The sequence below is a fragment of the Paenibacillus hamazuiensis genome (assembly GCF_023276405.1).
Classification (GTDB): Bacteria; Bacillota; Bacilli; order Paenibacillales; family NBRC-103111; genus Paenibacillus_AF; species Paenibacillus_AF hamazuiensis.
The window spans coordinates 3,927,043-3,953,098 of record NZ_JALRMO010000001.1 but is presented as its reverse complement, the minus strand read 5'-3'; the positions used below and the strand labels follow the sequence as shown (position 1 = coordinate 3,953,098).

Sequence of the window (26,056 nt, the reverse complement as noted above, 5' to 3'; positions counted from 1 at the left end):
AGCCAATTATAAAGCCTTAAAAGCCAAACTTTCGGGAGGAGAAACCAATGAGTTTAACCATACGCAGACTGAGGGTGGAAGGAACTAAGCGCCCTTTGGGTCTGGATACGCTGCGGCCCAGATTCAGCTGGCTGCTGGAGTCGGAGCAAACGGCGCAAATGCAAAGCGCTTACCGTATTCTTGTCGCGTCCGGGGAAGAGCCGCTTCGGCGCGGCGAAGCGGATGTGTGGGACAGCGGGAAAGTCGAATCGGACCGTTCCGTACAAATTGTCTACGAGGGAGCTCCGCTTGAATCGGGCAAAGTTTACTATTGGAAGGTGCAGGTGTGGGACCGGTCGGGAGAAGCGTCCGATTGGAGCGGCATCGAGTATTGGTCGATGGGGCTGCTCGGGCAAAGCGAATGGAAATCGTCCTGGATCGGCAAAACGATGGACAGTGAAGCGGAGCTTCCCCCGGCGTTATATTTGCGCAAGGAGTTCACGGTCGACCGTCCGGTACGGAGAGCCACGCTCTACAGTACGGCGCTCGGCGTTTACGAACCGCACTTGAACGGCTCGCAGGTCGGCGATCACCGCTTCGCTCCCGGCTGGACCGATTATAACATTCGCACGCAGTACCAGACGTTCGATGTGACGGGCTCGGTCCGGATCGGGGCCAACGCGCTCGGCGCCATTCTCGGCACGGGCTGGTACGCCGGTCATGTCGGCATGATGGGCCGGCAAATTTACGGCACAAGCCCGCGCCTCCTGATGCAGCTTGAGCTGGAGTACGAGGACGGCAAGCGCGAGCTGGTTATATCCGACGGGTCGTGGAGCATGAATACCGGGCCGATCGCATACTCGGACATTTTGATGGGGGAAACGTACGATGCCCGTGAGGAATGGCCGGGCTGGGACGTCCCCGGATTCGCGGAAAGCGGCTGGCAGCGGGCGGAGACGTTCGAGCCTTACGAAGGCAAGCTGGTGGCGCAAATCGATCCGCCCGTGCGCGTGACGGAGTCGCTTGTGCCGGTCAAAATGTGGCGCACCGAATGGGGCACGTTTATGTTCGACATGGGCCAAAACATGGTCGGCTGGGTGCGCCTCAAGGCTGGCGGCGTGGCAGGCACACGCATCTCCGTCAGCCATGCCGAGATGCTGCAGGAAGACGGGCGCCTGTACACGGAAAATTTGCGCCGGGCGGTGCAAAAGGACGTTTACGTGCTGCGCGGCGAAGGCGTCGAAACGTTCGAGCCGCATTTTACGTTCCATGGCTTCCGCTTCGTCGAGGTGGAAGGGCTTGCCGGTGAACCGTCGGCGGACACCGTGACCGGCAGAGTCGTTCATTCCGACACGCCGGCGGTCGGAGCGCTGATGACGTCCGACGAGATGGTTAACCGGCTGATCAGCAACATCCGCTGGGGCCAGCGCGGCAACTATTTGAGCGTGCCGACGGACTGCCCGCAGCGCGACGAGCGGCTCGGCTGGACGGGCGACGCGCAAATTTTCATCCGCACCGCGTCGTACAACATGGACGTTTCGCGTTTTTTCGTCAAGTATATGAACGACATCACCGACTTCCAAAGCCCGGAAGGCGCTTTCCCCGATGTCGCTCCGGATGCGGGCTGGTTCGAGTTCAAGCAGGTGAGCAGCGTCAAATGGTTCGCGCCGGACAATGCAGGTTGGGGCGATGCGGGCGTGATTATTCCGTGGACGCTCTACCTGATGTACGAAGACCGCGCCATTCTCGAAGACAATTATGACGCGATGAAGCGGTGGGTCGAATACTTGAAGGCGAACAGCAATAACCTCATTCGCCCGGACTACGCCAACTACGGAGATTGGCTGTCGATCAACGCGGATACGCCGAAGGATGTGCTCGCCACCGCTTATTTTGCCTACAGCGCGAAGCTGTTCTCGCAGATTGCCGGGGTGCTTGGCCGAAGCGAAGACGAACGGCGGTACCGCGAGCTGTTCGAGCAGATCGGCGAGGCGTTCGTGCGCGAGTACGTCGATGAGACGGGCATGATTCGCGGAGATACGCAAACCGTTTACGTGCTGGCGCTCTACTTCGGGCTTCTGCCGGAAAAGCTGAAGCCGCTTGCGGTGAACCGTTTGGAGCAGCTGATCCGGGAAAACGGCAACCATTTGTCCACCGGCTTCCTCGGTGTAGGGTACCTGCTGCCGGCGCTGACCGAAAACGGGCTGGAGGAGCTCGCGTACACGCTGCTGCATCAGGATACGTTCCCGTCGTGGCTTTATTCGGTGAGGCACGGCGCGACGACGATTTGGGAGCGCTGGGACGGCTGGACGGACATGGGCGGCTTCCAAGACCCCGGCATGAATTCGTTCAACCATTACTCGCTCGGCTCGGTCGGCGAATGGATGTACCGCTATATGGCCGGAATCGACGCCGACCCGCAGCAGCCGGGGTTCAAGCATATCGTCATTCACCCGAGACCGGGCGGCAGGCTGACGGAGGTGCGGGCGAGCTTCGAAAGCGGATACGGCCTGATCGGCTCGTCCTGGAAAAAAAAAGGCGACCGCTTCACGCTGGAAATCGATGTCCCGGTCAACACCACCGCCACGGTATACGTGCCCGACGGCGAGCTGACCGTGCCCGCGGGGGCCGAAGAACTGCCCGCTTCCGCAGCCGGAAAGCGGACATTCCGCGTCGGCTCCGGGCGGTATGAATTTGTAAGCCGAAGCTTGGGGTAACCTTGTTTACGGCCTAGGGGAAGGAGACGGCACGTATGGAACAGCAGCACCTGGCTTATGCCGATTCGCTGAGGACTTACATCCGCAGCAAGATGGACGTTACGCTGAAGGAACCGGTGCATTTTTTGAAATATCCGTTTGTCGATCCCGGCTCGATTTATGACGGCAATCTGTGGGATTGGGATTCGTTTTGGGCCGTCTATGCGCTGCTGAATTTGGCGGAGGGGACGGAGGAAAAGAAGCGGATTTTGCGGCACGCCAAAGGCAACGTCCACAATTTTATGGACCACCAGCTCGAGGACGGCTACATCCCGATGATGATCTGCAAATGGGATAGCGCGGAGCCGTATTTGATCGAAAAGCATAAGCAGGGGCACATACTGAACATGCATAAGCCGTTTTTGTGCCAGCAGATCGCTTTGATCAGCGGCTGGTCCGGCGACGTGGAATGGGTGCGCGGCTATGCCGATAAGCTGGAAGCATATTTCGCCTGCTATGACCGCCATTACTATCACGAGCGCACCGGGCTTTATGTATGGGCGGACGACGTGATGATCGGGATGGACAACGACCCGGCGACGTTCGGGCGGCCGCGGTTTTCGACGGCGAACACGTTCCTGAACGGGTTTATGGTGAGCGAGCTGAAGGCGATGGCTTTGATCTGCCGCAAGCTCGGCCGCGAAGACCGGGCCGCTCATTACCGAGCGAAAGCCGACGCCTTGGCGGAGGCGGTGCGGGAAGAAGGCTGGGACCGGCGCGACAAGTTTTTTTATTCGGTCGATGTCGATATTGAGACGCGCGCCTACGACTGGTTTCATAAAGGGCTCGGCGTATTCTGGAAATCGCTGCCGATCAAAATCCGCGCCTGGACCGGGTTCATTCCGCTCTGGTCGGGCATCGCGGAGCCGGCCCAAGCGGCGTTTCTCGCGCTGGAGCATGCACAGGACCGGAACACGTTCCGCAGCCGGTACGGCATTTGTTCGCTTGCACGCGACGAGAAGATGTACGACATCTCGGCTACGAACAACCCGTCGAACTGGCTCGGTCCGATCTGGATCGTCGTGAACTATGTCGTGTTCCGGGGCCTTATGAATTACGGCTTCCGCAAGCAAGCCGGGGACATTCTCCGCGGCACGCTGGAGCTGCTCGGCCGGGACCTTGAGAAGACGGGCACGCTGCATGAATATTACGACCCGGAAACGGGAGCGCCCGTCATGAACGGCGGCTTCCTCAACTGGAACCTGCTCGTGCTGAACATGGTGGACGAATGGAACGGCGCGGAGCCGCTCAGCCGGTTTTTGAACGAGTGAACATTCGCCAACTGGAACGGGGAAGCGGGCTGCGGCAGGTAGAAAGTCTCGAGGGGGGCGTTTGGCCGTGGCCGGGAACCAACGGGTGGGGACCAGGGCCGGCAGGCCGGAAGCTTGTCCGGGAAGTCCGGAAACTTGCGATATAGAATGCCGGGCTCATAGCGGAACTGCAGTTCGCTTAAAACGGCAGAATCCGGCCGTTTTCACAATTAGCGGAACTGTAGTTCGCTAAATCGGCAGAATCCGGCCGTTTTCCTAATTAACGGAACTGTAGTTCGCTAAATCGGCAGAATCCGGCCGTTTTCCTAATTAACGGAACTGTAGTTCGCTAATTAGGCGGATTCCGGCCGTTTTCTCCAAATTAGCGGAACTGCAGTGCGTTAAATGCCTGATTTTTCGGTTAGCGGACCGTTTGAAGCCAGATTAGAGGAAAATAGTTCCTTTAATTTTGCGGATGAGGGAACTTCGTTGAAAATAGCGGAAATAATTTCCGCTATTGCCGGGCGGTTCTTGGGGAACGGAAGGCCTGTTCCGATGCTGCCGCCTCGCCGGCCTGCCGTGCTGCAGACCGGCCGTTCACGGCCGATCGTAAACGGCTGGCGGGGAATCCCAAGAGTGTCGGCCCATGCGTCATCGGGGGCGGCATCCCGCCGCGGGTAGGGGACCCTGCCGGGCTTAAATCGCGCGGCTCGACTGCCGGACGACGAGCTTCGTATCGATCAGCGATTTCGTCTTCACCGTGCTGCCGCCTTCGATCATATCAACCAGCGTCGAGACGGCGAGCTCCGCAATTTTCCCTTTCTCCACGTGCACGGTTGTGAGCTCGGGAGAAATGACCGTCGCCTCGTGAATATCGTCGAAGCCGACGATCGAGATGTCCTCCGGCACGCGGATGCCGAGCTCGGTCAACGTTTTGACGACGCTGATCGCGATGTAGTCGCATTCGCAGAACAAGGCGGTCGGCATCCGGTCGCCGAGCGCGGCGAACCGCTCCTTCAGCTCCTCCTGGGCGGAAAACGTCGTCGGAGCGGCGGAGAAGAGAAGCTCCTCGTCCGGACCGATGCCTTCTTCGCCGAGCGCACTCAGGAAGCCTTTTTTGCGGGAATCGAAATTGTGCATCCGCGAATGGGATTGGACGTAGCCGATGCGCCGATGGCCGAGGTCCATGAGATGCCTGGCGGCCTGATATGCGCCCATCACATTGTTCATTACGATAAAATGCACCGGGAGCGTCTCGTAGCACGTGTCAAGCACGACGAGGCGGGGCTGCTTGCCGGCGACGAACTGCACCTGCCGAGCGGTCAGGTTTGTCCCGAGCAGGATGATGCCGCCGGACTCGTGCCCCTCCTCCAGCTCAGCGACGGCCGATTCGAAGTCGCCGGTATGAACGGAGGAGAACAACAGCGAATATCCGCGGGAACGGCACTGCTCTTCGATATCGTGGATCAGCTCCATGAAAAAGGGCTGCTTGTAATACTGCTCCAAAACGATGCCGGAATTCGTGCAGGCGACAAAACGCAGCGTGTTGCTGACGCCGGATGCTTGGCCGGCCCTGACCATCGGTCTGGGTAAATAGCCGGTGTCCTTCACGATTTTCAATATTTTCTCGCGCGTTTCCGCGCCGATGCCGGGTTTGCCGCTAAGCGCGATCGAAACCGCCGATTTGGAGACGCCTGCGAGCTTCGCGATGTCTTCCATTTTCATACAGAATACTCTCCTTTGAGCCCGAAGGAAAACGTTTCAAATTACGTTCAGTGTACTATGATTCGAATGTTTTTGCCAATATCGGAAAGCGAGGCGGTTTACCCAATGAGAAACTTTATGCCCTATGATGTGCCGCAGCAAAAAAAGATCAGGCTGATCGTCAACACCGATGCGAAAAACGAGGCCGACGACCAGTTTGCGATCGTTCACGCGCTGCTGACTCCGCGTTTTAATATCAAAGGCATTATCGCCGCACATTTCGGCACCCACCGGACGACGGAATCGATGATGGAAAGCTACTGCGAATGCGAGCATATTTTGTCGCTGATGGGCATGACCGGCGAGGTCGATTTGTACAAGGGCGCCGAACGGGCGATTCCGGACGAGACGACCCCGGTCCATTCCGAAGGAGCGGACCTGATCATCCGCGAGGCGCTGAAGGACGACCCGATGCCGCTGTATGTCGTGTTTCTCGGTCCGCTGACCGATCTGGCCAGCGCTTATTTGGCCGAGCCGCGCATTGCGGGACGGCTGACGGCGGTCTGGATCGGCGGCGGCAAATGGCCGGAAGGCGAGCGGGAGTTCAACCTGATGAACGACATCGACGCGGCCAACGTAGTGATGGCTTCGCCGATCGACCTGTGGATGGTGCCGCGTACCGTCTATGCGACGATTCGCGTCTCGCTCGCGGAGCTGGCGCTTAAAGTTCGTCCATACGGTGAGATCGGGCAATATTTGTTCCGTCAAATGATCGAGGTGAACGAAGCCGGCGCGAACAATCCGGAGTTTCCTTACGGTGAAATGTGGTCGCTGGGCGATTCTCCGGCGATCAGCCTGCTGATCAACCAGCACCGGTACCATTACGAGCTGAAGCCGGCGCCGCGTTTTACGAAGGATATGTTTTACGTGCACTACCAAAATGAAAGAATGATCCGCGTCTACAACTATGTCGACTCGAGGTTTACGCTGGAGGATATGTTTGCCAAAATCGCGCTGTTCCACGCTTACAAGGAATAGGACCGGCCACGAATACGCGCGTTTTTTTGCCGCAGCCGAGTGGAAGGAGACGACCCCCATGCCCGAACATACAAACGAAAACAATCATCCGGTTCCGCTGCTCCGCGGGGATTATCCGGATCCGTCGATCGTCAGAGTCGGTTCGGATTACTACATGACGCACTCCTCGCTGCATTATACGCCCGGGCTGCTCATCTGGCATTCCACCGATCTGTTTCGCTGGAGACCTGTCGGAAAGGCTCTCGAAGCTCATGCCGGCAACGTTTATGCACCTGAGCTTATTTTTGCGGACGGACGGTTCTGCATCTATTTTCCGAGCAATCATACGATTTATGCGGTGACGGCGGAACGGCCGGAAGGGCCATGGAGCGATCCGGTCCCGTTGCACATCGACGGAATCGATCCGGGGCATCTGCGGGCTCCGGACGGGAAGCGATATTTGTACATCAATAACGGAAAAATGGCGGAGCTGCGGCAGGGCGGGCTTGCGGTCAACAGCGAGCTGCGCAAAGTATACGACGGATGGCCGATTCCGGACGACATGCTCGTCGAAGGCTTTTGCCTGGAGTCGCCGAAGCTGCTGTACAAGGACGGTTATTATCATATGGTGTCCGCCCAAGGCGGAACCGCCGGGCCGGCAACGAGCCATATGGCCGTGTCGTCGCGCAGCCGGTCTCCTTGCGGACCTTGGGAGCATTCGCCGTACAATCCGGTTGTACACACGGAGTCGGCGGAAGAGCGGTGGTGGTCCAAAGGCCACGGCACTCTGGTGGATACCCCGGACGGGCGGTGGTACATCGTTTATCATGCCTACGAAAAAGGCTTTTACCCGCTGGGGCGCATGACGCTGATCGAACCGGTGGAATGGACGGAGGACGGCTGGTTTCGTTTATCCGCATGGAGCGTGGAGGAGCGCAAGCTGGCGGCGGAGCTGGAGGAGCTGCCGAACGGGCTTGCGCTGTCGGACGATTTTCGCTCGAACCGTCTCGGGCTGCAGTGGAGCTTCTGGAAGGAGCATGAGCGATCACGGTATGCGGCGGGAGACGGAGTGCTGCGCTTGAAAGCGAAAGGATCGTCCCCCGCGGACGCAAATCCGCTGCTGTGTGCGCCTCCCGATCCGGCGTATGAGGCTCAGGTGGAGGTCAGCTTCGGCACGGAGGGGGCGGCAGGGCTTGTGCTTTTTTACAACGAGAAAACCTTTTCCGGCATCGCCGTTTCCGCCGGGGAGCTGATCCGTTTTCGGCGCGGTCAGGCGGGAGCGCAGATTCCATTTGACGGCGCAAAGGGATGCATTCATTTGAAGCTGAGAAACGACAGGCACACGGTGACGCTATACTATAGCGAGAATGGAGAGCTTTGGACCCGGTTTCCTTCCGCCATAGACGTCTCCGCTTATCACCATAACGCTTTCGGAGAGTTCCTCAGCCTGCGGCTCGGTTTGTACGCATCCGGGAGCGGTGAGGCGGAGTTCAGGGATTTTCGCTACACGGCGCTGGGCTGAGGCGATAACGACAGCGAAAGGGGCGACTGTGCTTGAACATCGTGGGTTCATGGCTTCGCACGGCCGTACAGCCGATCCGCGCGCGCTTTCATACGATACGCTACAAAATGTTCGTGATCTTCCTGCTGATCACCGTGCCGAGCATCGCCACCATCGGGGTTGTCTCCTATTCGTATTCGTACGAGTCGCAGAAAGACCGGGTCGAAGGCGTGGGCAAAATGTCGGTGTCGCAAATTCAGCGCAACCTCGATTTTCATCTGGAGCAGGTCAAAAACAAGCTGCTTTCGCCGTATTACAACAGCGAGTTTATCGATACGATCAACCGGTACGATGAGCTGGGCGACGTGCAAAGGCTGCAATTTCATCAAAGCATGCGCGATTTTTTCTCGAAAAATTTCTACGTTCCGCCGCAGCGGGATTTGGCGGGATTTTACATTTTTCTGGGAAGCGGAGAGCTGATTTACCAAACGGCGGGACTTGACCCCGATCTGCTCAAGGAAAGCTATCGCAGCGAAGATTGGGTGCGGCGCACTGTGGATCGGCGGGGCACGGTATACTTCAGCGGCGCCTATCCCGATCATATTCGCGGCGAGCGCCGGTTTTTGTACGGCGCCTCGATCATGGTACGCGATTTGTCCAGCAACCGCAACATGTACAGCATCATTCGCTCGGAGTACAAGTTCGACTCGATCGAAGAAATGAGCCGACTTTCCGGCCTCGGCAGTTCGAGCAAGGTGCTGCTGCTGGACGGAGACAGCCGCGTGCTGTATTCGACGGGCGAGGAGACGCCCGGAACGCCATGGCGGCTGTCCGCCGCTCCCGTGCTGACCGAAGCGCAAAGCTTCTGGCTCGAAAGCGGGGCGCAAAAGTGGCTCGTCAGCGGCATCCGCTCGGGAGTGGCGGACTGGTCGATCCTGATCCTCACGCCGGAGAAGGAAGTGTTTGACGCCGCGATCAAAATCCGCCAATCGACCTGGATCGTCGCGCTCACCGCGCTGATCGTCACGGCGGCGATGTCGGCGCTGTTTTCCTCGTATTTGACGAAGCCGATTCTGACTTTGTACCGGGCGGTGAGCGCCGTCAAGCAGGGCAATCTGAGCATCCGCGCGCAGGTTAACCGCGACGACGAGACCGGCAAAATCGCCGTCAATTTCAACAGCATGGTCGACGAGATCCAAAACCTGATCAACACCAAATACGTTTACCAGCTTAAGCTGCGGGAAGCGGAGCTGGCGATGCTGTATTCGCAGATCAACCCGCATTTTTTGTACAACACGCTCGACAGCATCCGTTCGATGGCCGACTACTACGACGCGGAAGAAATCGTGCAGATGACGACGTCGCTGGCCGATATGTTCCGCTACAGCACGACGAGCAGCGAAATGGTTACCGTGGAACAGGAGCTTCGACATATCCGCGATTATTTGACGATTCAGCTGCTGCGCTTCGGCTCGAAGATTCAGGTGAAGATGGACGTCGCCGAGCCGCTTATGACGCGCCGCATCCCGAAAATGACTTTGCAGCCTCTCGTGGAAAACGCGATCTACCACGGTCTGGAAAAAAAGAAAGGCCCTGGCCTGCTGACGATCCGCGGCTGGGAGGAGGGCGAGTCGATCGGCTTTGCCGTCGAAGACGACGGGGAGGGGATCGAGCCGTCGCGGCTGGAGCGCATCCGCGCGGCGCTGCGGGCGATTGAGCAAGGCCCCGCGGCAATCCACGACAACCGCTCGATGGGCATCGGGCTGATCAACGTGCATGCGAGACTGGCGATCAAATTTGGCGCAGGCTATGAGATGCGCGTAAGCAGTGCGCCCCGGCAGGGCACGTCGGTGACGATCCGGCTGCCGAAAGGCGATGCCGGGCCGGGCGACGGCAGGTGAAGCCGGGCAGAGCGAGGCCGCGAGCCGAGGGGCGGAAAAACCGGCTGACAGCCGGATCGGACGCCCGCGGCGAGTCCCGAGAGCCGGAAAAACCGGCTCTCGGGCCGGGACGGCTGGCGTGTGGAGCGAGGCAACGCGCTTAGTGGCGGAAAAACCGGCTGACAGCCGGATCGGACGCCCGCGGCGAAGCCTGAAAGCGGGAAAAACCGGCTCTCGGGCCGGGACGGCTGGCGCGTGGAGCGAAGAAGCGGGCCGCCTCCAACATGTCAGATCAGCAAACAAAACAAGTCAGAAACGACCATTCACCCTGAAAACGCTTTCCATTACACTTGAATTGTAAACAACTACAATCAGGGGGATGAAACTCATGGGTCACAACTTGAGATGGAAACGCTTATCTGCTGTTGCTCTCAGCGGTATCGCCTTGGCATCGCTAACCGCCTGCGGTACCGGAGCGCCGGCGCAAACCGGCGGCAGCGCAGCTTCGGGAGGAGCCCAGTCGCCCGCGCCTGCGGCGAAAAAAGCCGATCCGGTGACGCTCACCTTCGTCGTGCCGAATACGACGACGACGCAGCCTTATGTCGATATTTTCAAAAAATACGAGGAAAAGACCGGCAACAAGGTCGAGATTCAGGCGCTGCCGAGCGGGGAGGATTACGGAAGGCTGCTGCTCACCCGCTTTTCGACCAAGGATTATCCGGATCTGTTTTACATGGACCCGGGCACGAAGCAATACGTGAAATTTCGCGCCGACGAAGAGCTTTACGACTTCACGAACGAGGATTTTACCCAGCGCATGACCGACAGCATCAAGCAGTTCCAGACGTTGAACGGCAAAATTTACGGCATCCCGTGGGGCTCCTCCGGCGGACTCGGCTTTTATTACAACAAGGATGCGTTCAAAAAAGCCGGCGTCGACGTGCCAAGCAATTACGCGGATCTGCTCACCGTCCTGGGCAAGCTGAAGGCGGCCGGCATTACGCCGATGTACGAGGCGGTCAAGGATGCCTGGCCGGTGCAAATTTTTTCGCTCGCCGGCTGGTCTACGTTCGTCGATCCGGCGATCGGCAAGGATGGCGTCGACAAGCTCGAGCGCAATGAACTGAAGCTTGCCGACATCCCGCAGCTGAAGCAGCTGTTCCAGCGCCAATACGAGCTGAAGAGCAAGGGCTACTACCAAAACAGCCCGCTCGCCGGCACATACGACGAGCAGCAGGACTTGCTCGGCAAAGGCCAAGTCGGCGTCGTGCTTCAGCTCGAAAGCATGCTGCCGTCGCTCGCCAAAAAATTCGGCGAAGACTTCGTGCGCACGAAGATCGGTTTTTTCCCGATGCCGTCCGACACGGACAAGGGCGTCGCGACGATCACTCCGCCGAACCAACTGCTCGTGCCGAAAAACGGCAAAAAAGCGAAGGCGGCCGTCGATCTGATCCGCTTCATGACGACGAAGGAGGCACTCGACATCTGGTATAAGGCCAACCCCGGCGTGCCGGTATATAAGGAAGCGACGTCCCAGCTTTATCCTGCGCAGGAGGATGTCGTGAAATATACGCAGGAGGGCAAGGCGCAGGTCAATATCAAAAACCGTCTGACGGCGTCGATGGTCGACTACGATAAAATTTTGCAGAACATGTTCATTAACGGCAATGTGGACGAGGCGCTAAAGCAGGTGGACGACAAGTACCGCAAGGACGGCGCGAACAAAAAGCTGCCGGGATTTTAAGCGGGGATACGGGGACTCACGACATGGTAAAATCGCTCAAATACCCTTACTACTTCGTTCTGCCCGCGCTGCTCATCTACACGCTGCTGTCGGTGACGCCGAAGCTGATGGGCTTTTATTACAGCATGACCGACTGGAATTTGCATGCGAAGGAAATTGCGTTCATCGGTCTGGACAATTACCGGAAAATGTTCGCAGATGAAGAGATGATCGGCGCGTTCAAAAATACGATCGTTTTCGCCTTCTTCGCAACGATCCTGCAAAACGTTTGCGGGCTCGGCCTGGCCATGCTGCTGAACGCGAAGCTGCGGCTGCAAAACGTGCTGCGCACCGTTTTTTTCCTGCCCTACGTGATCGCCCCGATCATCACGGGCTACATTTTCACGGCGCTGTACCATCCTGAGCACGGCCTCGTCAACGAGGCGCTGCGCCTGATCGGGCTGGGTGCGCTGGCCCAGGACTGGCTGAACGATCCGAACTATGCGATGTTTTCCGTCATCGTCACGGACATTTGGCGGCTGTCGGGCTTCGCGATGGTCATTTACCTGGCGGGGCTGCAAATCATTCCGAAAGATTTGACGGAAGCGGCACAAATCGATGGGGCCGGCTTTTGGCAAAGGTTCAGAAACATCATTTTCCCATTGCTCGCCCCGTCGTTCACGGTCAATTTCCTGCTGTCGCTCATCGGATCGATGAAGGTGTTCGAGCTGGTGATGGTGCTGACCCGGGGCGGCCCGGGTTACGCGACGCAGGTGTTTAACACGTATATACTGAGCGCCTTCAGTTCGGGAATTTACGGGTACGGCACCGCCGTGAACGTCGTGCTGTTCCTGCTGATCACCGCGATCGGCATTCCCGTTCTGGTCGGGCTGCGGCGAAGGGAGCTGGAGATGTGAAACGTGCGACTTATTCGCGGCTCCTTCTTGAGCTTGCGGCGGTGCTGCTGGCCTGCTGCGTGATCGTTCCATTTGCGATGATCTGCATCGGCTCGGTCAAAAACGTGCGCGAAGCCGCGCTTTTCTCCTTGTCGCTGCCGACCGAATGGGCTTTCGGCAACTATGCGGAAGTGGTGAAGGCCGCCCATATCGGCCGCGGTTTTTTCAACAGCTTTTTCATCTCCGGACTGGTTGTGCTGAGTGTGGCCGTATGCGCTTCGATGGCGGCCTTCGTGATCCAGCGCCGAAACGACAGGCTGCTTCGCGCGGTGTATTACCTGTTCATCATGGGGCTGATCGTACCGGCGTCGATCATTCCGACGATCAAGCTGATGATGGACCTGCACATTCACAATACGTATCCGGGCATCGTGCTTTATTATACGTCCGTGCTGCTGCCGTTCTCCGTGTTCCTGCTGACGGGTTTTATGAAGTCGGTGCCGCGGGAGCTGGACGAATCGGCGGTGATCGATGGCTGCGGCTTTTTCCGCCTGTATGTGTCCATAGTATTGCCGCTGCTCATCTCGGTGCTCGTCACGGTGACGATCGTCGTCATGATGGCGGTATGGAACGACTTTTTCGGGCCGTTTTACCTGATTACCGACAGCACGAAATGGACGATCATTCTTTCCGTATACAGCTTCGTGACGCAATACAACACAAATTGGGGGCTCGTGTTCGCTTTTATGGTGATGGTCATCTCCCCGGTGCTGGTCATTTATTTGTTTCTGCAAAAATATATCATCGAGGGGCTCACGGCCGGTTCGTTAAAAGGCTGAATGGCGGAACGAAGCGGCGAGGCGTGAGAGCTCCGTTAATTATGGGCAGGGGCCGGCAGCCGGTCACGCCTGCGAATGGAAAATTCCCGCAAATTTGGGCGATGAATTGATGGGCGGCTCGATTCATTTCGGGAGGAGGACCTTTCATGATCAAAGTGATCGTCGTCGACGACGAGGTTTGGGTGCGCAAAGGCATCGTCAAGGCGATCGACTGGGAGCGGCATGGACTGCAGCTGGCCGGCGAGGCGGCGGACGGCGAAGATGCGTATGCGCTCGCGCTGCAGCTTATGCCTCACATCATGCTGATCGACATGCGCATGCCCGGCATGGACGGCAGACAGCTGCTGCGGCTGCTCAAGGAGCGGTTTCCGCAGATGATCGCGATCGTGATCAGCGGGTATTCGCATTTTGAGTATACGCGGGAAGCGATACTGCAAGGGGCGTTCGATTACGTGCTCAAGCCGATCAAAAAAACGGAGCTCGCGCAAACGCTGCAAAAAGCGGCGGAGGAAGCGAGGCGCCGCTTCGGGATATCCGCGGCAAGCGGCTTGCGTGCGGGTGACAAGGGCGGGGACAACCCTGTCGACAACCCCGGCTCTGAAGGCTTCGCCAAGGCCGGTTTTGACGGAACGACAGGGGCCGGCGGCGGCGCGCACAGCGGGCACGGTTGGACCGTGGGACCGGACGAAACTGGCAGACCGGCGTCCGCCGCGCTGGGCGATGCCGCCGGTTCGGGGGCAGGCCGGACAACCGGGCCAAACAGGCCAGACGGTTCCGAGTTTGGCTGCGGCGGGGCGGTAGCGGGCGGAGTGAGTGCCGCGGAGATACGGCCGCACCTGCGCCGGCGTCAGCCGAGCATCGTCGAAAGCATCGTGCTGGACATCATGAACGAGTATGACAAGCCGCTTGCGCTCAGTGATTTTGCCAGAAAATACCATATCAATCCCGATTATTTAAGCCGTTTGTTCAAAAAGGAAACGGGAAAAACGTTCAGCGACTTCGTGACGGAATGCCGCATCGGGAAGGCGAAGGAGCTGCTGGAGCGAACGAACTACAAATATTTTGAAATATCGAATCTGGTCGGCTACGAGGATTACCGCCACTTCAGCCAGGTTTTCAAAAGGTCGGTCGGCATGACGCCGGGAGAATACAAGCACCGCACCGGCTGAAGGGGCGAGCCGGACGGAAACGAACGGCGAAAACCGTCGGGCCCGAAGGCTGGCCGTAAGCGGGAGCGCGGGACGGAACGGGAGAAGGAAGACGAGTAGCAGCGGGTAATCAAACCGTGGCAAGAGTTCGAAACGGAAGCGAAGGGCAAAAGAACCCGGAAAACAGAAAGGATTTGATAAACGATGAGTCAAAACGGACAAAAGCTGATACCCGACACGCTGATGCTGGAGGATAGGGCGAGACACGTGCTGAATGCGATTATCAGCATAGCCGACGACGATCATGAAGGCATTCCTTTTTTTAGCGCCAATCTGATGGAGAAGCCGGCGTTTATGCGGCATGGGGACTGGGACTACGGCTCCAGCCACGGCAGGATGGTCGATGCGCTCGTGCTCGCCAGACATATGACCGGGGCGACCGACGGCCTGGACGTAGAGGAGCGGTACCGCAGCAATTTGCTCAGCTTTTTCAAGGATGACGGGCTGAGCTACCGGCAAAATAATCCGAAAACGAACTGGGAGCCGAACGCGAACATGATCGACCAGCGTGCGGTTATTCTTGCGCTTACCTCGTGGTATATGTCGACCGGCGACCGCAAGGTGAAAGAAGCGGCCGACAAACATGTGGCGGCGCTGAAGCGCATCGCCGTGAAAGAACGCGACGTATGGTATTACCCGAACTCGGAGTACAAATACGGAGGCTGGCCGTCGGCCAACGCCGTTCAGCTTCGGCTTGCTCCCGATCCGGCGGCATTTTGCGGGCGGCTGGTGATGCCCCTGCTCAAGTACCATGAGCTCACGGGCAACGGGGACGCGCTCGAGCTGTGTGAGTTTTTCTCGGCGATGATCGTGCGGCGCAGCGGCGTGTTTAATCCGGACGGCAGCTTCAACGACGCACTCGCTTACCGAAGCGGCCATTTCCATACACGCATCGGCACGCTCGACGCGCTTGCCCGCTTCGGCTACTACACGCATGACGCGTCGCTGATTCATTTTGTGAAAAAAAGCTACGACTGGGCGCTTACCTGGTGCACCTCGTTCGGCTGGACGCCGGGCGACATGCACGAGCAGGCGTACGAGCACGAGACGTGCTCGCTTGTCGACCTGATCGCTACGGGCATAACGCTGGCGCGCAGCGGCTATACGGAATATTGGTCGGTGGTCGAGCGGTTCCTGCGCAACCATTTGACGGAGTCGCAGCTGCTGGACCTCAGCTGGGTCGAGGATCTGGACGACAAATCGCAGGACGATGTCGGCTTGAAAACATACTACCGCGTAGCGGAGCGCACGCGCGGCGCGTTCGCCGGATACTCGGCTCCGAACGATTTTTGCTGCGACCTGCCGCACGGGCGCGGGCATACGAGCGACCTGCAGACGTGCTGCATCGGGTCCGGCACGCGCGGGCTGTTCATGGGCTGGAGCAATACGGTCACCGAAGAAAACGGTACGGTATCCGTCAACTTCCTGCTCAACCGCGGCTCGCAGTGGCTAGACGTACACAGCCACCTGCCGCATGAGGGCAAGGTCGTGCTGGATGTACGCAAACCGCTGAAGCGGCTGTTGGTGCGCATTCCCGAGTGGGCGGGCTACGCCAAAGTCGAGGTTCGGCGCGAGCGGGGCGATGCGGTGCGTCATCAGTCGGGCGGAGAGCCGAGCATGTGGGTCAAAGACCGCTTCCTCGTGCTCGGAGAGGCGAGCGAAGGCGAGCGCATTACGGTGACATTCCCGCTCAGCCACCGGCAGACGGTGGAGAAGGCGATGGGGCAGGAATTTATTACGAAGTGGCGCGGCGACGACGTGATTCATTTGTCGCCGGAGGGCGTGTACCATCCGTTTTATAACAACCGCAAAGTGTTCGATACGGCACCGATGCGCGCCGGCGATTACCGCAGGTTGGAACGCGAGTTTTACTGGTAAGCACGGCGGTCGGGCGGCGCTCATAGCGGAGCACGCGTGGTTGACGGCGGTCGGGCGGAGCTCGCAGCGAAGCACGCGTGGTTGACGGTGGCCAGGTGGAGCTCGCAGCGAAGTATGCGTGGTTGACGGCGGCCAGGCGGCATTCATAGCGGAACTGAGGTGCTCTAAATTGCCGATTTTCGATTGCCGGTAAAAGTTAACGGAACTGAGATGCGCTAATTGACGGTTTTTTAGTCCCGCCGGCCATTTTTCACGGATTTAGAGGAAAATAGTTCCTTTATTATTACGCGGAAGCCAAATTGCAAGCTAATAGAGGATATGAGGTGCGCTATTTCCGGCGCGGGTTCGGGAAAATACCCCGCTGCCGCTCCGGGGCGGCGCAGCAGCGCAAACGATACGAAGAAGCGATAGGAGGAACGGACGATGAAAACGGTAGTCGCCGTATATACCGGCCAGGGATTGGCCGATCCGCTGAAAAGCATATTTAACGAAGTGATGCCGGACTGCCGGCTGGTCAACATCATCGACGACGGTCTGATTCACGATGTGAACCGCGAAGGCGCGGTGACCAAGGCGATCGTGCGCCGCCTTGTCGGGTATTACCGGCAGGCGGCGGATATGGGAGCCGACGTCATTCTCAACACCTGCTCGTCGGTCGGCGAGGTGGTCGATATAGCCCGGCCGATGTTCGACGTGCCGATCGTCAAAATCGACGAGAGCATGGCCGGCGAAGCGGTGCGCCGCTACGGGAGCATCGGCGTCATCGCCACGCTGCGGTCCACGCTGGCGCCGACCGTGCGGCTGATCCGCATGCAGGCGTCGGCCCAGGGGCGAGCCGTTTCGGTGACGGAGGGGCTCGCGGACGGCGCTTACCAGGCGCTGATCGGCGGCAAGCCGGAGGAGCACGACCGGCTCATCGCGGAAGCGGCGGAGAAGGCCGCCGCTTCCTGCGATGCGCTTGTGCTCGCGCAGGGCTCGATGGCGCGGATGGAGCAGGCGCTGGCCGAGCGCACGGGCAAGCCGGTGCTGTCCAGCCCGCGGCTCGGGCTTATGGCAGTGAAAGCCGCGCTCGGGCGGGGCGGCGCTTGAGCGGGGGAGGGCCAGTGATGTCGGAGCAGTTACGCGAGGAAGTATACGCCACGTATTTGATCGAAACGCCGCTCGAGCTGGAGCGTGCCGCCGAGGTGATGGCCGGCGAGCAGTCAACCGGCACCTTCACTGCGGTGCCGGGGGAGACCGACGAGCTGCGCAGCCGTCACGGCGCGCGGATCGTCGCCGTCCGGCCGCTCGGCGAGGTCGACTCGCCGTCGCTGCCGGGGGCGATGCCGCCCCGGAACGGCGGCCGCTACCGGAGGGGAGAAGTTGTGCTGGCGTTTCCGACGCACAACTTCGGGCCGTCGCTGCCGAACCTGCTGTCCGCCGTCGCCGGCAATTTGTATGAGCTGCAGCAGTTTTCCGGGCTGCGGCTCACCGATCTGGAGCTGTCAGCCTCGTTTGCGGCCAAATACCCCGGACCGAAGTTCGGCATCGCCGGAACGAGGCGGCTCGCCGGCGTACACGGGCGGCCGCTGATCGGCACCATCGTCAAGCCGAGCATCGGACTTTCCGTAGAGGAGCTGCGCGTCATGGTGCGGGAGCTGGCGGAGGCGGGGCTCGATTTTATTAAGGACGACGAGCTTAATGCAAATCCCCCCTTCGCCCCGCTCGAGAAAAAGGTTCCCGCCGTAATGGAGGAAATCGAGCGGATCGCCGACCGGACCGGGAAAAAGGTCATGTACGCGTTTAACATCACCGGCGATATCGATGAAATGAAGCGGCATCACGACATCGTCGTCCGGCATGGCGGCACGTGTGTAATGGCGAGCGTCAACAGCATCGGGTTCACCGGCCTTGCTCACCTGAACAGCTACAGCGAGCTGCCGATCCACGGCCATCGCAACCAGTTCGGCTACATGACGCGCTGCCCGCTGCTCGGCATCGATTTTATCGCCTACCAGAAGCTGTGCCGGCTTGCCGGGGCGGATCATTTGCACGTGAACGGGCTGAACGGCAAGTTTTATGAAAGCAATGAGTCGGTCATCCGCTCCGTGCGGGGGTGTTTGACGCCGATGCTCGGAGGGTACGGGACGATGCCGGTGCTGTCATCGGGGCAATCGGCCTTGTCGGCGGAGCCGTCCTACCGGGCGCTGCAAACGTGCGACGTCATTCATTTGGCCGGCGGCGGCATTTTGGCGCATCCGGACGGGGCGGCGGCGGGAGCGGAAAGCATGAGGCTGGCGTGGGAAGCGGCGATGAATGGCATATCGCTGGAGGATTACGCGCGGGAGCATCCGGCGCTGCGGCGTGCTATGGAGAAGTTCGGCGGTATCCATGGAAAAGGGGGAGCTTAAGGTGGGGGATACGGAATCGCAGCTGCTGCTCGCCTTTTACGGCGATGACTTCACCGGCTCGACCGACGCGCTGGAGGCGCTGGCCAAAAGCGGAGCGAAAACGGTGCTGTTCCTGGCGCCGCCCTCCGCGGAGCTGCTTGCTGCGCGTTTCCCGGACGTGCGGTGCGTCGGCGTAGCGGGAGTCAGCCGCTCGCTCGGACCGGAGGAGATGGAGCGGGAGCTGCGCCCCGCCTTCGAAGCGCTGCGCGAGCTGGGACCGAAGGTCGTGCATTACAAAGTATGCTCGACCTTCGACTCGTCGCCGCACGTCGGCAGCATCGGCAAAGCGGTGGACATCGGCGCCGAAGCATTCGGCCGGCAGCGGTTCGTTCCGGTGCTGGCCGGAGTTCCCGCGCTCGGGCGCTACACGCTGTTCGGCCATCATTTCGCAGCCTCGATCGGCGGCATATATCGGCTTGATCGCCATCCGGTCATGTCGCGCCATCCCGTAACGCCGATGGACGAAGCCGACCTGCGCCTGCATCTGGCGAAGCAGACGGAGCGGAGCATCGGCCTCCTCTCTGTGCTTGATCAGCAAGCGGGGCCGGAGGCGATGCAGGTGCGGCTCGAGGAGCGCCTCCGCGAAGGCTGCGGCATTATCCTGTTCGACGTGCTGGACGATGCGCTGCTGAAAAGAGTCGGCGGGCTGCTGTGGCGGGAAGCGGAGCGGGGCCCGCTGTTTGCGGCCGGCTCCTCCGGCGTCGAATACGCGCTCGCCGCACATTGGATTGACGCCGGGCTGATCGGCGATAGCTTCCCTTCCCCGCGCGAGCCCGGCCCCGCGGAGCAGCTGCTCGTCATCTCGGGCAGCTGCTCGCCCGTCACGGCGGGGCAAATCGATCACAGCCTGCGGCAGGGGTTCGCCCTCCTGAAAGCGCCCGTGCTGGAGCTCGCGCACTCCGACCCGGCCCGGGTGCAGCAGGCCGAGGAGCGGCTCGTCCTGCAGGCGGAAGAGGCGCTGCGCAGCGGGCGCAGCGTCGTCGTCTGCACGTCGCTCGGTCCGGACGACGATACGATCGGGCCGCTTCGCGAGCTGCTGGCCTCCCGCGGGCTCCCCGCCTCCGAGTCCGGGCGGCTGCTCGGCGCCGGTCTCGGCCGCGCCGCCCGGCGGCTTGCTGCAGGCTGCGGCCTGCGTAGGCTGCTCGTGGCGGGAGGCGATACGTCGGGCTACATCGTGAAGGAGCTCGGCATCTATGCGCTCGAGCTGCTCGCGCCGCTGGTGCCCGGCGGCCCGCTGTGCCGCGCTTTTGCCGAAGAACCGGCGCTGGACGGGCTGGAGCTGGCGCTTAAGGGCGGGCAGGTCGGCCCGCCCGATTATTTTGTCCGGGTGCAGCAAGGCAGGCTAGACCGGTAACGAACTTTTGGCGGAGCCCGCGGTTATCCGCCAAAAGCAGTTGCGCCTAATTTCCTGAAAAGCCCTTCCGTTCATCTGACGGCCAGACGAACGGGAGGGCTTATTTGCCGTAAATTCAAAAAATCTTACAATAGTCAACTAAAATTTGTCTAAAATTGGTGAAGGAATTGTGAGAAATTTGTAGAATGTTTAACAAATATATACACGGAAATTTTTGGCGGCCATTAGACAGGAGGTCATTTTTTTGCTGAAGTTGTTTAAACCCGGGATGTATTTGCTCGACCGTCTGACTTACTCCAAAAAGTTCGCCTTCCTCGGCGTCTTTTTATTGCTCTGCATCGTTGCTGCCATGACTTTGCTCATTACCGAATTGAACCACTCGATCAAATCCAACGAGAAGGAAATCGTGGGGGTCGAACAAATCATACCTATTCGGGCGTTGATGGAAAATATTCAGTCCTATCGGTCGGCGGCAGACACCGCGCTGGAAGGCGGCGCTCCGAACAAGGGGCAGCTCGCTGCGCTGGCAAGCGGAATCGATCAAAGCATTCAGAAGGTGGATGCCGTTTACCGGACGTCGGGGAAAGATACGAACTCCGAGGAGAAGTGGATCGGCCTGAAGGACGACTGGAAAGCGTTCAAGGGCAAGGAAAACGGCCTGACGCCTTTGGAGAAATTCGAGCAGCTGACGGCTATGTTAAATAAAAGCACGGGGCTCGTTTCGGATGTTGGCGACGCTTCCAACCTGATCCTCGACCCTTCGTATGACAGCTATTATTTGATGGATGCCGTGATCAATCATTTGCCGCTGATGACCGAAGCGATAGCGCAAAGCCAGTCTCTGATCCAACGCGGAAAGGTTAAAGAAAGCCTGACGCTGGAAGAGAGAAAGGCTCTTTTGACGTATTCCGTGCAGATGAACGTTGCCATGGACGCATTGAAAAAAGGAATGGCCGGCGCTTTCAAAAGCAATCCCGGCATCAATCCGGCTTTGGATACGTCGCTGAACAAGCTGGCGGCGTCGACGGCCGGCTACTATGAAGCGATCAATGATGCGGTCGTTACATCCGTGAACGTTGCCAAGCTGAACGCTTCTTATGATTTGGCAGCAAGCTCCATGAACGCCGCTTATCAGGTTTACGACTTAAGCTTGCCCGAGCTGCGCGCCATCATCCAGGAACGTGTCGACGATTACAAGAACCGCATGTTTTGGGTAACGGCAGGCACTTTGCTTGGCGTCATCGTCGCTCTTTATTTGTTCATTTCGTTTATTTACGAGACCAGGGGAGTGATCGAGAAGCTGAAGGTTTCCTCGCAGCTGATGGCAAACGGCGACTTGACCGCCCGCGTCGAGCTGTCCGGACGCGACGAAATGCAGCAGGTCGCGATGTCGATTAACCAGGTCGCGGAAAGCTTCGGTCAGATGATCACCGAAATATACCAAACGGCGATGAAGCTCGATCATTCGTCGAACGATTTGATCAAGATTTCCGACCATATGACCGTCTATTGCGGTGAGATTGACAATATGAACCGGAAGACCGGCATTGTCAGCGATGCCGTGGAACAGATCACCCGCCGCATCTCCGAGACGGCCGAAGGAGCGGCCCATATCAACGAGAACATCAAGGGCATTTTTGCGGCGATCGAAGGCATGTCCACCAATATGGGAACGCTCGCGGCGGCATCGGAGCAAGTTTCGACCAGTTCGGAGGAGATCGCGCGCACGGTCACGCAAATATCGGGCAGCATTCAGACGGTTTCCCGTTCGTCCAGCGACGTATCCAATTCCGTAAACAATGTTGCGGCCTCCATTAAGGAAATCGATATGTCGCTGAACGAGGTAAGCCACAACTGCGAGCGCTCGCTGCATATTACCGACAATGCGGAAAGAAGAGCGATCGAAACGAAAAATATCATCGAAAAGCTGAACCGCTCCTCCAAGCAAATCGGCAAAATTGTCAACGTCATCCACGAAATCGCGGAGCAAACCAACATGCTGGCGCTTAATGCGGCCATTGAGGCTGCCGGGGCCGGAGAAGCGGGGAAAGGCTTTGCCGTCGTCGCCAACGAAGTCAAGGAGCTGGCGAAGCAGACGGCCGAAGCTACGGACGAGATCAGCCAGCAGATCGAAGACATGCAGCAAAATATGGGCGATGCGGTGCAGGCCGTCGATACGATCGCAGATGTCGTCATCGAGATCACCTCGATTTCCAACAACATCGCCGCCGCCGTCACGCAGCAGTCGTCCGCGGCCAACGAAATTTCCGCGGCGGTTGCCGCCGCAGCGGCCGAAGTCAACCTGATCAGCCGGGAGATCAGCGATATTGCCGCCAATTCGCTTCAAGTGTCCGTCGTCGTTTCGGAATCTTCCAGCGGCATTCAGGAAATGGCGGTTTCCACGTCGACGCTGTCGTTTACGGCGGCCGATGTTGTCGGCAAGACGGAGGCGGCTTCCGAGCAAATCAACCTGATCGCCAGGTCGAGCTCGGAAATTTCCCAGAAGGCTGTGGAAATAGCCAGCAATGTTCGCGAAATCGTGCAGACGTCCGCCGACTCGTTCACCGGAGCGGAGGAAACGGCCAAAACGGCCAAAGAGCTGGCGGAGATGGCGAAGCAAATGGGAACCTGGGTACAGCAGTTTAAAATATAAGAGGTGGCCCTGTTGCAGAATCAGGAATTTCTTAAAGACTTTATAGAAGAAGCGGTCAGCCACCTCGACAGCCTGGAGATGGGACTCGTCCAAATGGGGGAGGGCAGTGAGGACCCGGAAATATTGAATACGATTTTTCGGGCCGTACACAGCATCAAGGGTACCGCCGGATTTTTCGCGTTGAAAAACATCGTCGCTTTGGCCCATGCGATGGAGAACATTTTCGGCGAGCTGAAAAAAAGCGTCTTCGTAGCCGATCAATCGTTGATTGACCGGCTTCTTGCGGCCACCGACATCTTGCGGGCCATGATCATGGACGTGGAAACGAGCGACGGGCTGGATATATCCGATGTACTAGCCCAATTGTCGGAACAGCAAGGCGAACGCGAAATTGCCGTTCCTCCGCAAGCGGCGCGGGACGATGAGAGCGCGGGGCTCGAGGGCCCTCCCGCCCCCTCCGAAGAGGAAGCCAAAAAGCAGCCGGAAAATCCGAAAGATACGATTCGCGTCCCTGTCTCCCTGCTCAACGATCTGCTGAATCTGGTCGGAGAAATGGTGCTCGGCCGCAATCAGCTGCTGCGGACTTTGCGATCGTACCGCAAGGCGGTTCCGGGCCTCAGCGCCGTTTTGCAAAACATTGACGGCACAACCTCCGAGCTCCAGGATAAAATTATGCAAGCCCGCATGCAGCCGGTATCGAAGGTGTTCGACAAGTTCCCGCGGATGATTCGCGAGCTCTCCAAAGAGCTCGGCAAAGATATCGATCTGCAAATGGAAGGAACCGGCGTGGAACTCGACAAGTCCTTGATCGAAGCGCTGGCCGACCCGCTTAACCATTTGATCCGGAACGCCGCCGACCACGGGATCGAGCGGCCGGATGAACGGGAGAGGGCGGGAAAGCCGAAGACCGGAACGATCTCGCTGAAAGCTTCCCATGTCGGGGATCACGTGACGATCGACGTAGCGGATGACGGCGCCGGTATCCGGGTTGACAAAATCGCGGACAAGGCCGTGCAGCAAGGGCTTCTCAGCCGTATGGAGGCAGCCGAACTAAGCGAAAGCGAGCTGCTGAACTATGTGTTTCATCCCGGTTTGTCTTCCGCCGAGAAGGTGACGAACATCTCCGGCAGAGGAATCGGAATGGACGTTGTAAAGACGAACATCGAAAAAATCGGCGGGGCCGTCGAAATCCGCACGGCACAGGGCAAGGGAACCGTTTTTCATTTGACGCTGCCGCTCACCCTGGCGATCATCCCTTCGCTCATCGTGGAGACGGGAGGGTATAAATTCGCGCTTCCGCAGGTGAATCTGCAGGAGATGCTGCGCATCAAGCCCAACAATCCGGACAAACGGTTCGAACGGCTCAAAAATAGCTGGGTGCTGCGGCTTAGAGGAAAGCTGATTCCGGTCGTTCAGCTTGCCGATGTGCTCGGGATCAGGGAAGACTCCTTTGACCCGGAGGACAAAGTGTCTCACGTTTTGGTGCTCAAATCGGGGACGAAACGTTACGGGCTTGCCGTGGATGTCATTCACGACCGCGAGGAGATTTTGGTGAAATCGTTGCCCCGTTTCTTTAACCGTTCCGCCTGCTACTCCGGGGTAACCATTATGGGGGACGGCAAAACGGCGCTTATTTTGGACCCGGAGGGCATCGCCGGGAAAGCGAACCTGCGCTTTTATGAGGAGACGGAGCAAACGGCCGTACAGAAGGCCGAAAGTATGGACGAGCGGCAAAATTTGCTGCTGTTCGGCTGCTCGGGCCCGGAAACGCTCGGCATCGATCTTTCGTTTGTCGTCCGGGTCGAAAAAATCGACGCGTCGCAAATCGAGAAGGTCGGGGACAAGGAGTTCATTCAATTCCGCGGGGACGCCCTGCGCATCATCCGGCCGGAACAGTATCTTCCGCTGCGCCGGGTCCAAACCGATGTACAGAACCTCTATGTGATCATCCCCAAGCTGGTCAAACATCCGATCGGTCTGTTAATCGAGAAGATTCACGATACGCTGGTGACCGACGTGCGGTATACGGGGGAGGAGGTTAAGGCGAAGGGGCTGATCGGCCAGACGATTATAGGCGGTACGCTGGTGCAGCTCGTTCATATTTACGAGCTGCTGGAAATGGCGGCTCCGGAATATTACCCACCGCTGCCGTATGCGAACAAATCGAAAGGCACCGTCTTGCTGGTGGAAGATACCCCCTATTTTGCAAGAATGGTCGGAAATTTCCTGGAATCGGATTATTATGAGACGCTGCTCGCGGCCAATGTCAAGGAAGCCTGGAGCATCCTGCAGGAACGCCCCATCGACGCGGTGCTGTGCGACGCCCAGATGCTGCACCCGCACGGCGCCCAGCTGGCGAAGCGGATTCGTGCGGACGCGCGGCTTCAGGCGATGCCGGTCATCGCGCTCGCTTCCGCCGCCGGGAGCCGAATGACACAGGAAACGATGGAGGCCGGATTCGACGATGTGGCCTTAAAGCTCGACAAAGACCGGCTGCTGGAAACGATCCGGGAGCTGCTGCGGGGAAGGAGGGAGCTGCATGAAGGGAAGGGTGCTGACCTTTTATCTATGTGATTGCCTGTACGGGCTCGATATTTCGAAGGTGAAGGAGATCAGCCGTCACGCGGACTTTACGCCTGTTCCCGATGCGCCGGAACATATTGCCGGCCTTCTCAATATGCGCGGCAAAATCGTCACGTTGTTCGACCTGGCCAAGCTGCTCGGGCATCCCCCGGCAGACGGCATTCGCCGCACGGCCTGCATCATTTTGAAAAACACGGAAGACGAGCCCGATTACGCCGGGTTGCTGATCGACCGGCCGGATTCGGTCATCGATATCGAAGAGGCTTTTTGCGAGCGGCCTCAAGACCATTTGGAGAACCATAGCGGCTGCATACGCGAGGTTGTGAAATTGAAAGACAGGCTGCTTATGATCATCGATCCCGGGTGCATTTATCAAGCCGGCTGACCGCGAGGGATACCCGGAAGC

Annotated in this window: 17 protein-coding genes; 16 read left to right on the top strand and 1 reads right to left on the bottom strand. The window is 58.8% G+C overall.

Going from position 1 to position 26,056, the window contains the following annotated elements; translation table 11 throughout:
- Positions 1-47: 47 nt before the first annotated feature.
- Both MYS68_RS17305 and MYS68_RS17300 read left to right on the top strand, forming a co-directional pair.
- Positions 48-2,696 carry a glycoside hydrolase family 78 protein gene (locus MYS68_RS17305; RefSeq protein WP_248927032.1) on the top strand — a complete coding sequence of 883 codons (2,649 nt, stop codon included), beginning with the start codon at positions 48-50 and terminating at the stop codon, positions 2,694-2,696.
- Between the two features lie 35 nt (positions 2,697-2,731).
- Complete coding sequence (locus MYS68_RS17300; RefSeq protein WP_248927031.1) at positions 2,732-4,006, top strand: MGH1-like glycoside hydrolase domain-containing protein; 1,275 nt, start codon at positions 2,732-2,734, stop codon at positions 4,004-4,006.
- Positions 4,007-4,681: 675 nt separating this feature from the next.
- Here MYS68_RS17300 and MYS68_RS17295 read toward each other — a convergent pair.
- Positions 4,682-5,710 (bottom strand): LacI family DNA-binding transcriptional regulator, encoded by a 1,029-nt coding sequence (locus MYS68_RS17295; RefSeq protein ID WP_248927030.1) that lies wholly within the window; start codon positions 5,708-5,710, stop codon positions 4,682-4,684.
- A 105-nt stretch (positions 5,711-5,815) separates the two neighbouring features.
- Between MYS68_RS17295 and MYS68_RS17290 the strand changes: the two genes are divergently transcribed.
- The 14 genes from MYS68_RS17290 to MYS68_RS17225 all read left to right on the top strand — a co-directional run bounded on the left by MYS68_RS17290 (position 5,816) and on the right by MYS68_RS17225 (position 26,035).
- Positions 5,816-6,727, top strand: coding sequence for a nucleoside hydrolase (locus MYS68_RS17290; protein WP_248927029.1), 912 nt, complete (start codon positions 5,816-5,818; stop codon positions 6,725-6,727).
- 58 nt (positions 6,728-6,785) lie between these two features.
- Positions 6,786-8,228, top strand: coding sequence for a family 43 glycosylhydrolase (locus MYS68_RS17285; protein ID WP_248927028.1), 1,443 nt, complete (start codon positions 6,786-6,788; stop codon positions 8,226-8,228).
- A 41-nt stretch (positions 8,229-8,269) separates the two neighbouring features.
- Complete coding sequence (locus MYS68_RS17280; protein WP_248930940.1) at positions 8,270-10,108, top strand: sensor histidine kinase; 1,839 nt, start codon at positions 8,270-8,272, stop codon at positions 10,106-10,108.
- 367 nt (positions 10,109-10,475) lie between these two features.
- A complete protein-coding gene (locus MYS68_RS17275; RefSeq protein WP_248927027.1) occupies positions 10,476-11,831 on the top strand; it encodes an ABC transporter substrate-binding protein in 1,356 nt (451 codons plus the stop codon).
- Between the two features lie 23 nt (positions 11,832-11,854).
- On the top strand, positions 11,855-12,727 hold the full coding sequence (locus MYS68_RS17270; protein ID WP_248927026.1) for a carbohydrate ABC transporter permease: 873 nt from the start codon (positions 11,855-11,857) through the stop codon (positions 12,725-12,727).
- A complete protein-coding gene (locus tag MYS68_RS17265; protein ID WP_248927025.1) occupies positions 12,724-13,545 on the top strand; it encodes a carbohydrate ABC transporter permease in 822 nt (273 codons plus the stop codon). The genes MYS68_RS17270 and MYS68_RS17265 overlap by 4 nt, the downstream gene beginning before the upstream one ends.
- A gap of 146 nt (positions 13,546-13,691) precedes the next feature.
- Complete coding sequence (locus tag MYS68_RS17260) at positions 13,692-14,714, top strand: response regulator transcription factor (protein WP_248927024.1); 1,023 nt, start codon at positions 13,692-13,694, stop codon at positions 14,712-14,714.
- 183 nt (positions 14,715-14,897) lie between these two features.
- Positions 14,898-16,631 (top strand): glycoside hydrolase family protein, encoded by a 1,734-nt coding sequence (locus tag MYS68_RS17255; protein ID WP_248927023.1) that lies wholly within the window; start codon positions 14,898-14,900, stop codon positions 16,629-16,631.
- 423 nt (positions 16,632-17,054) lie between these two features.
- Complete coding sequence (locus MYS68_RS17250; RefSeq protein ID WP_248927022.1) at positions 17,055-17,720, top strand: aspartate/glutamate racemase family protein; 666 nt, start codon at positions 17,055-17,057, stop codon at positions 17,718-17,720.
- 17 nt (positions 17,721-17,737) lie between these two features.
- The gene (locus MYS68_RS17245; protein ID WP_248927021.1) at positions 17,738-19,021 is read left to right on the top strand and encodes a ribulose-bisphosphate carboxylase large subunit family protein; all 1,284 of its coding nucleotides are present in this window, start codon (positions 17,738-17,740) and stop codon (positions 19,019-19,021) included.
- Positions 18,927-20,414, top strand: coding sequence for a four-carbon acid sugar kinase family protein (locus tag MYS68_RS17240; RefSeq protein WP_248927020.1), 1,488 nt, complete (start codon positions 18,927-18,929; stop codon positions 20,412-20,414). The genes MYS68_RS17245 and MYS68_RS17240 overlap by 95 nt, the downstream gene beginning before the upstream one ends.
- A 244-nt stretch (positions 20,415-20,658) precedes the next feature.
- The gene (locus MYS68_RS17235) at positions 20,659-23,067 is read left to right on the top strand and encodes a methyl-accepting chemotaxis protein (RefSeq protein WP_248927019.1); all 2,409 of its coding nucleotides are present in this window, start codon (positions 20,659-20,661) and stop codon (positions 23,065-23,067) included.
- A 12-nt stretch (positions 23,068-23,079) separates the two neighbouring features.
- Positions 23,080-25,641, top strand: coding sequence for a hybrid sensor histidine kinase/response regulator (locus tag MYS68_RS17230; RefSeq protein WP_248927018.1), 2,562 nt, complete (start codon positions 23,080-23,082; stop codon positions 25,639-25,641).
- The gene (locus MYS68_RS17225; protein WP_248927017.1) at positions 25,607-26,035 is read left to right on the top strand and encodes a chemotaxis protein CheW; all 429 of its coding nucleotides are present in this window, start codon (positions 25,607-25,609) and stop codon (positions 26,033-26,035) included. Before MYS68_RS17230 ends, MYS68_RS17225 begins: the two co-directional genes overlap by 35 nt.
- The last annotated feature ends 21 nt before the right edge of the window (positions 26,036-26,056 follow it).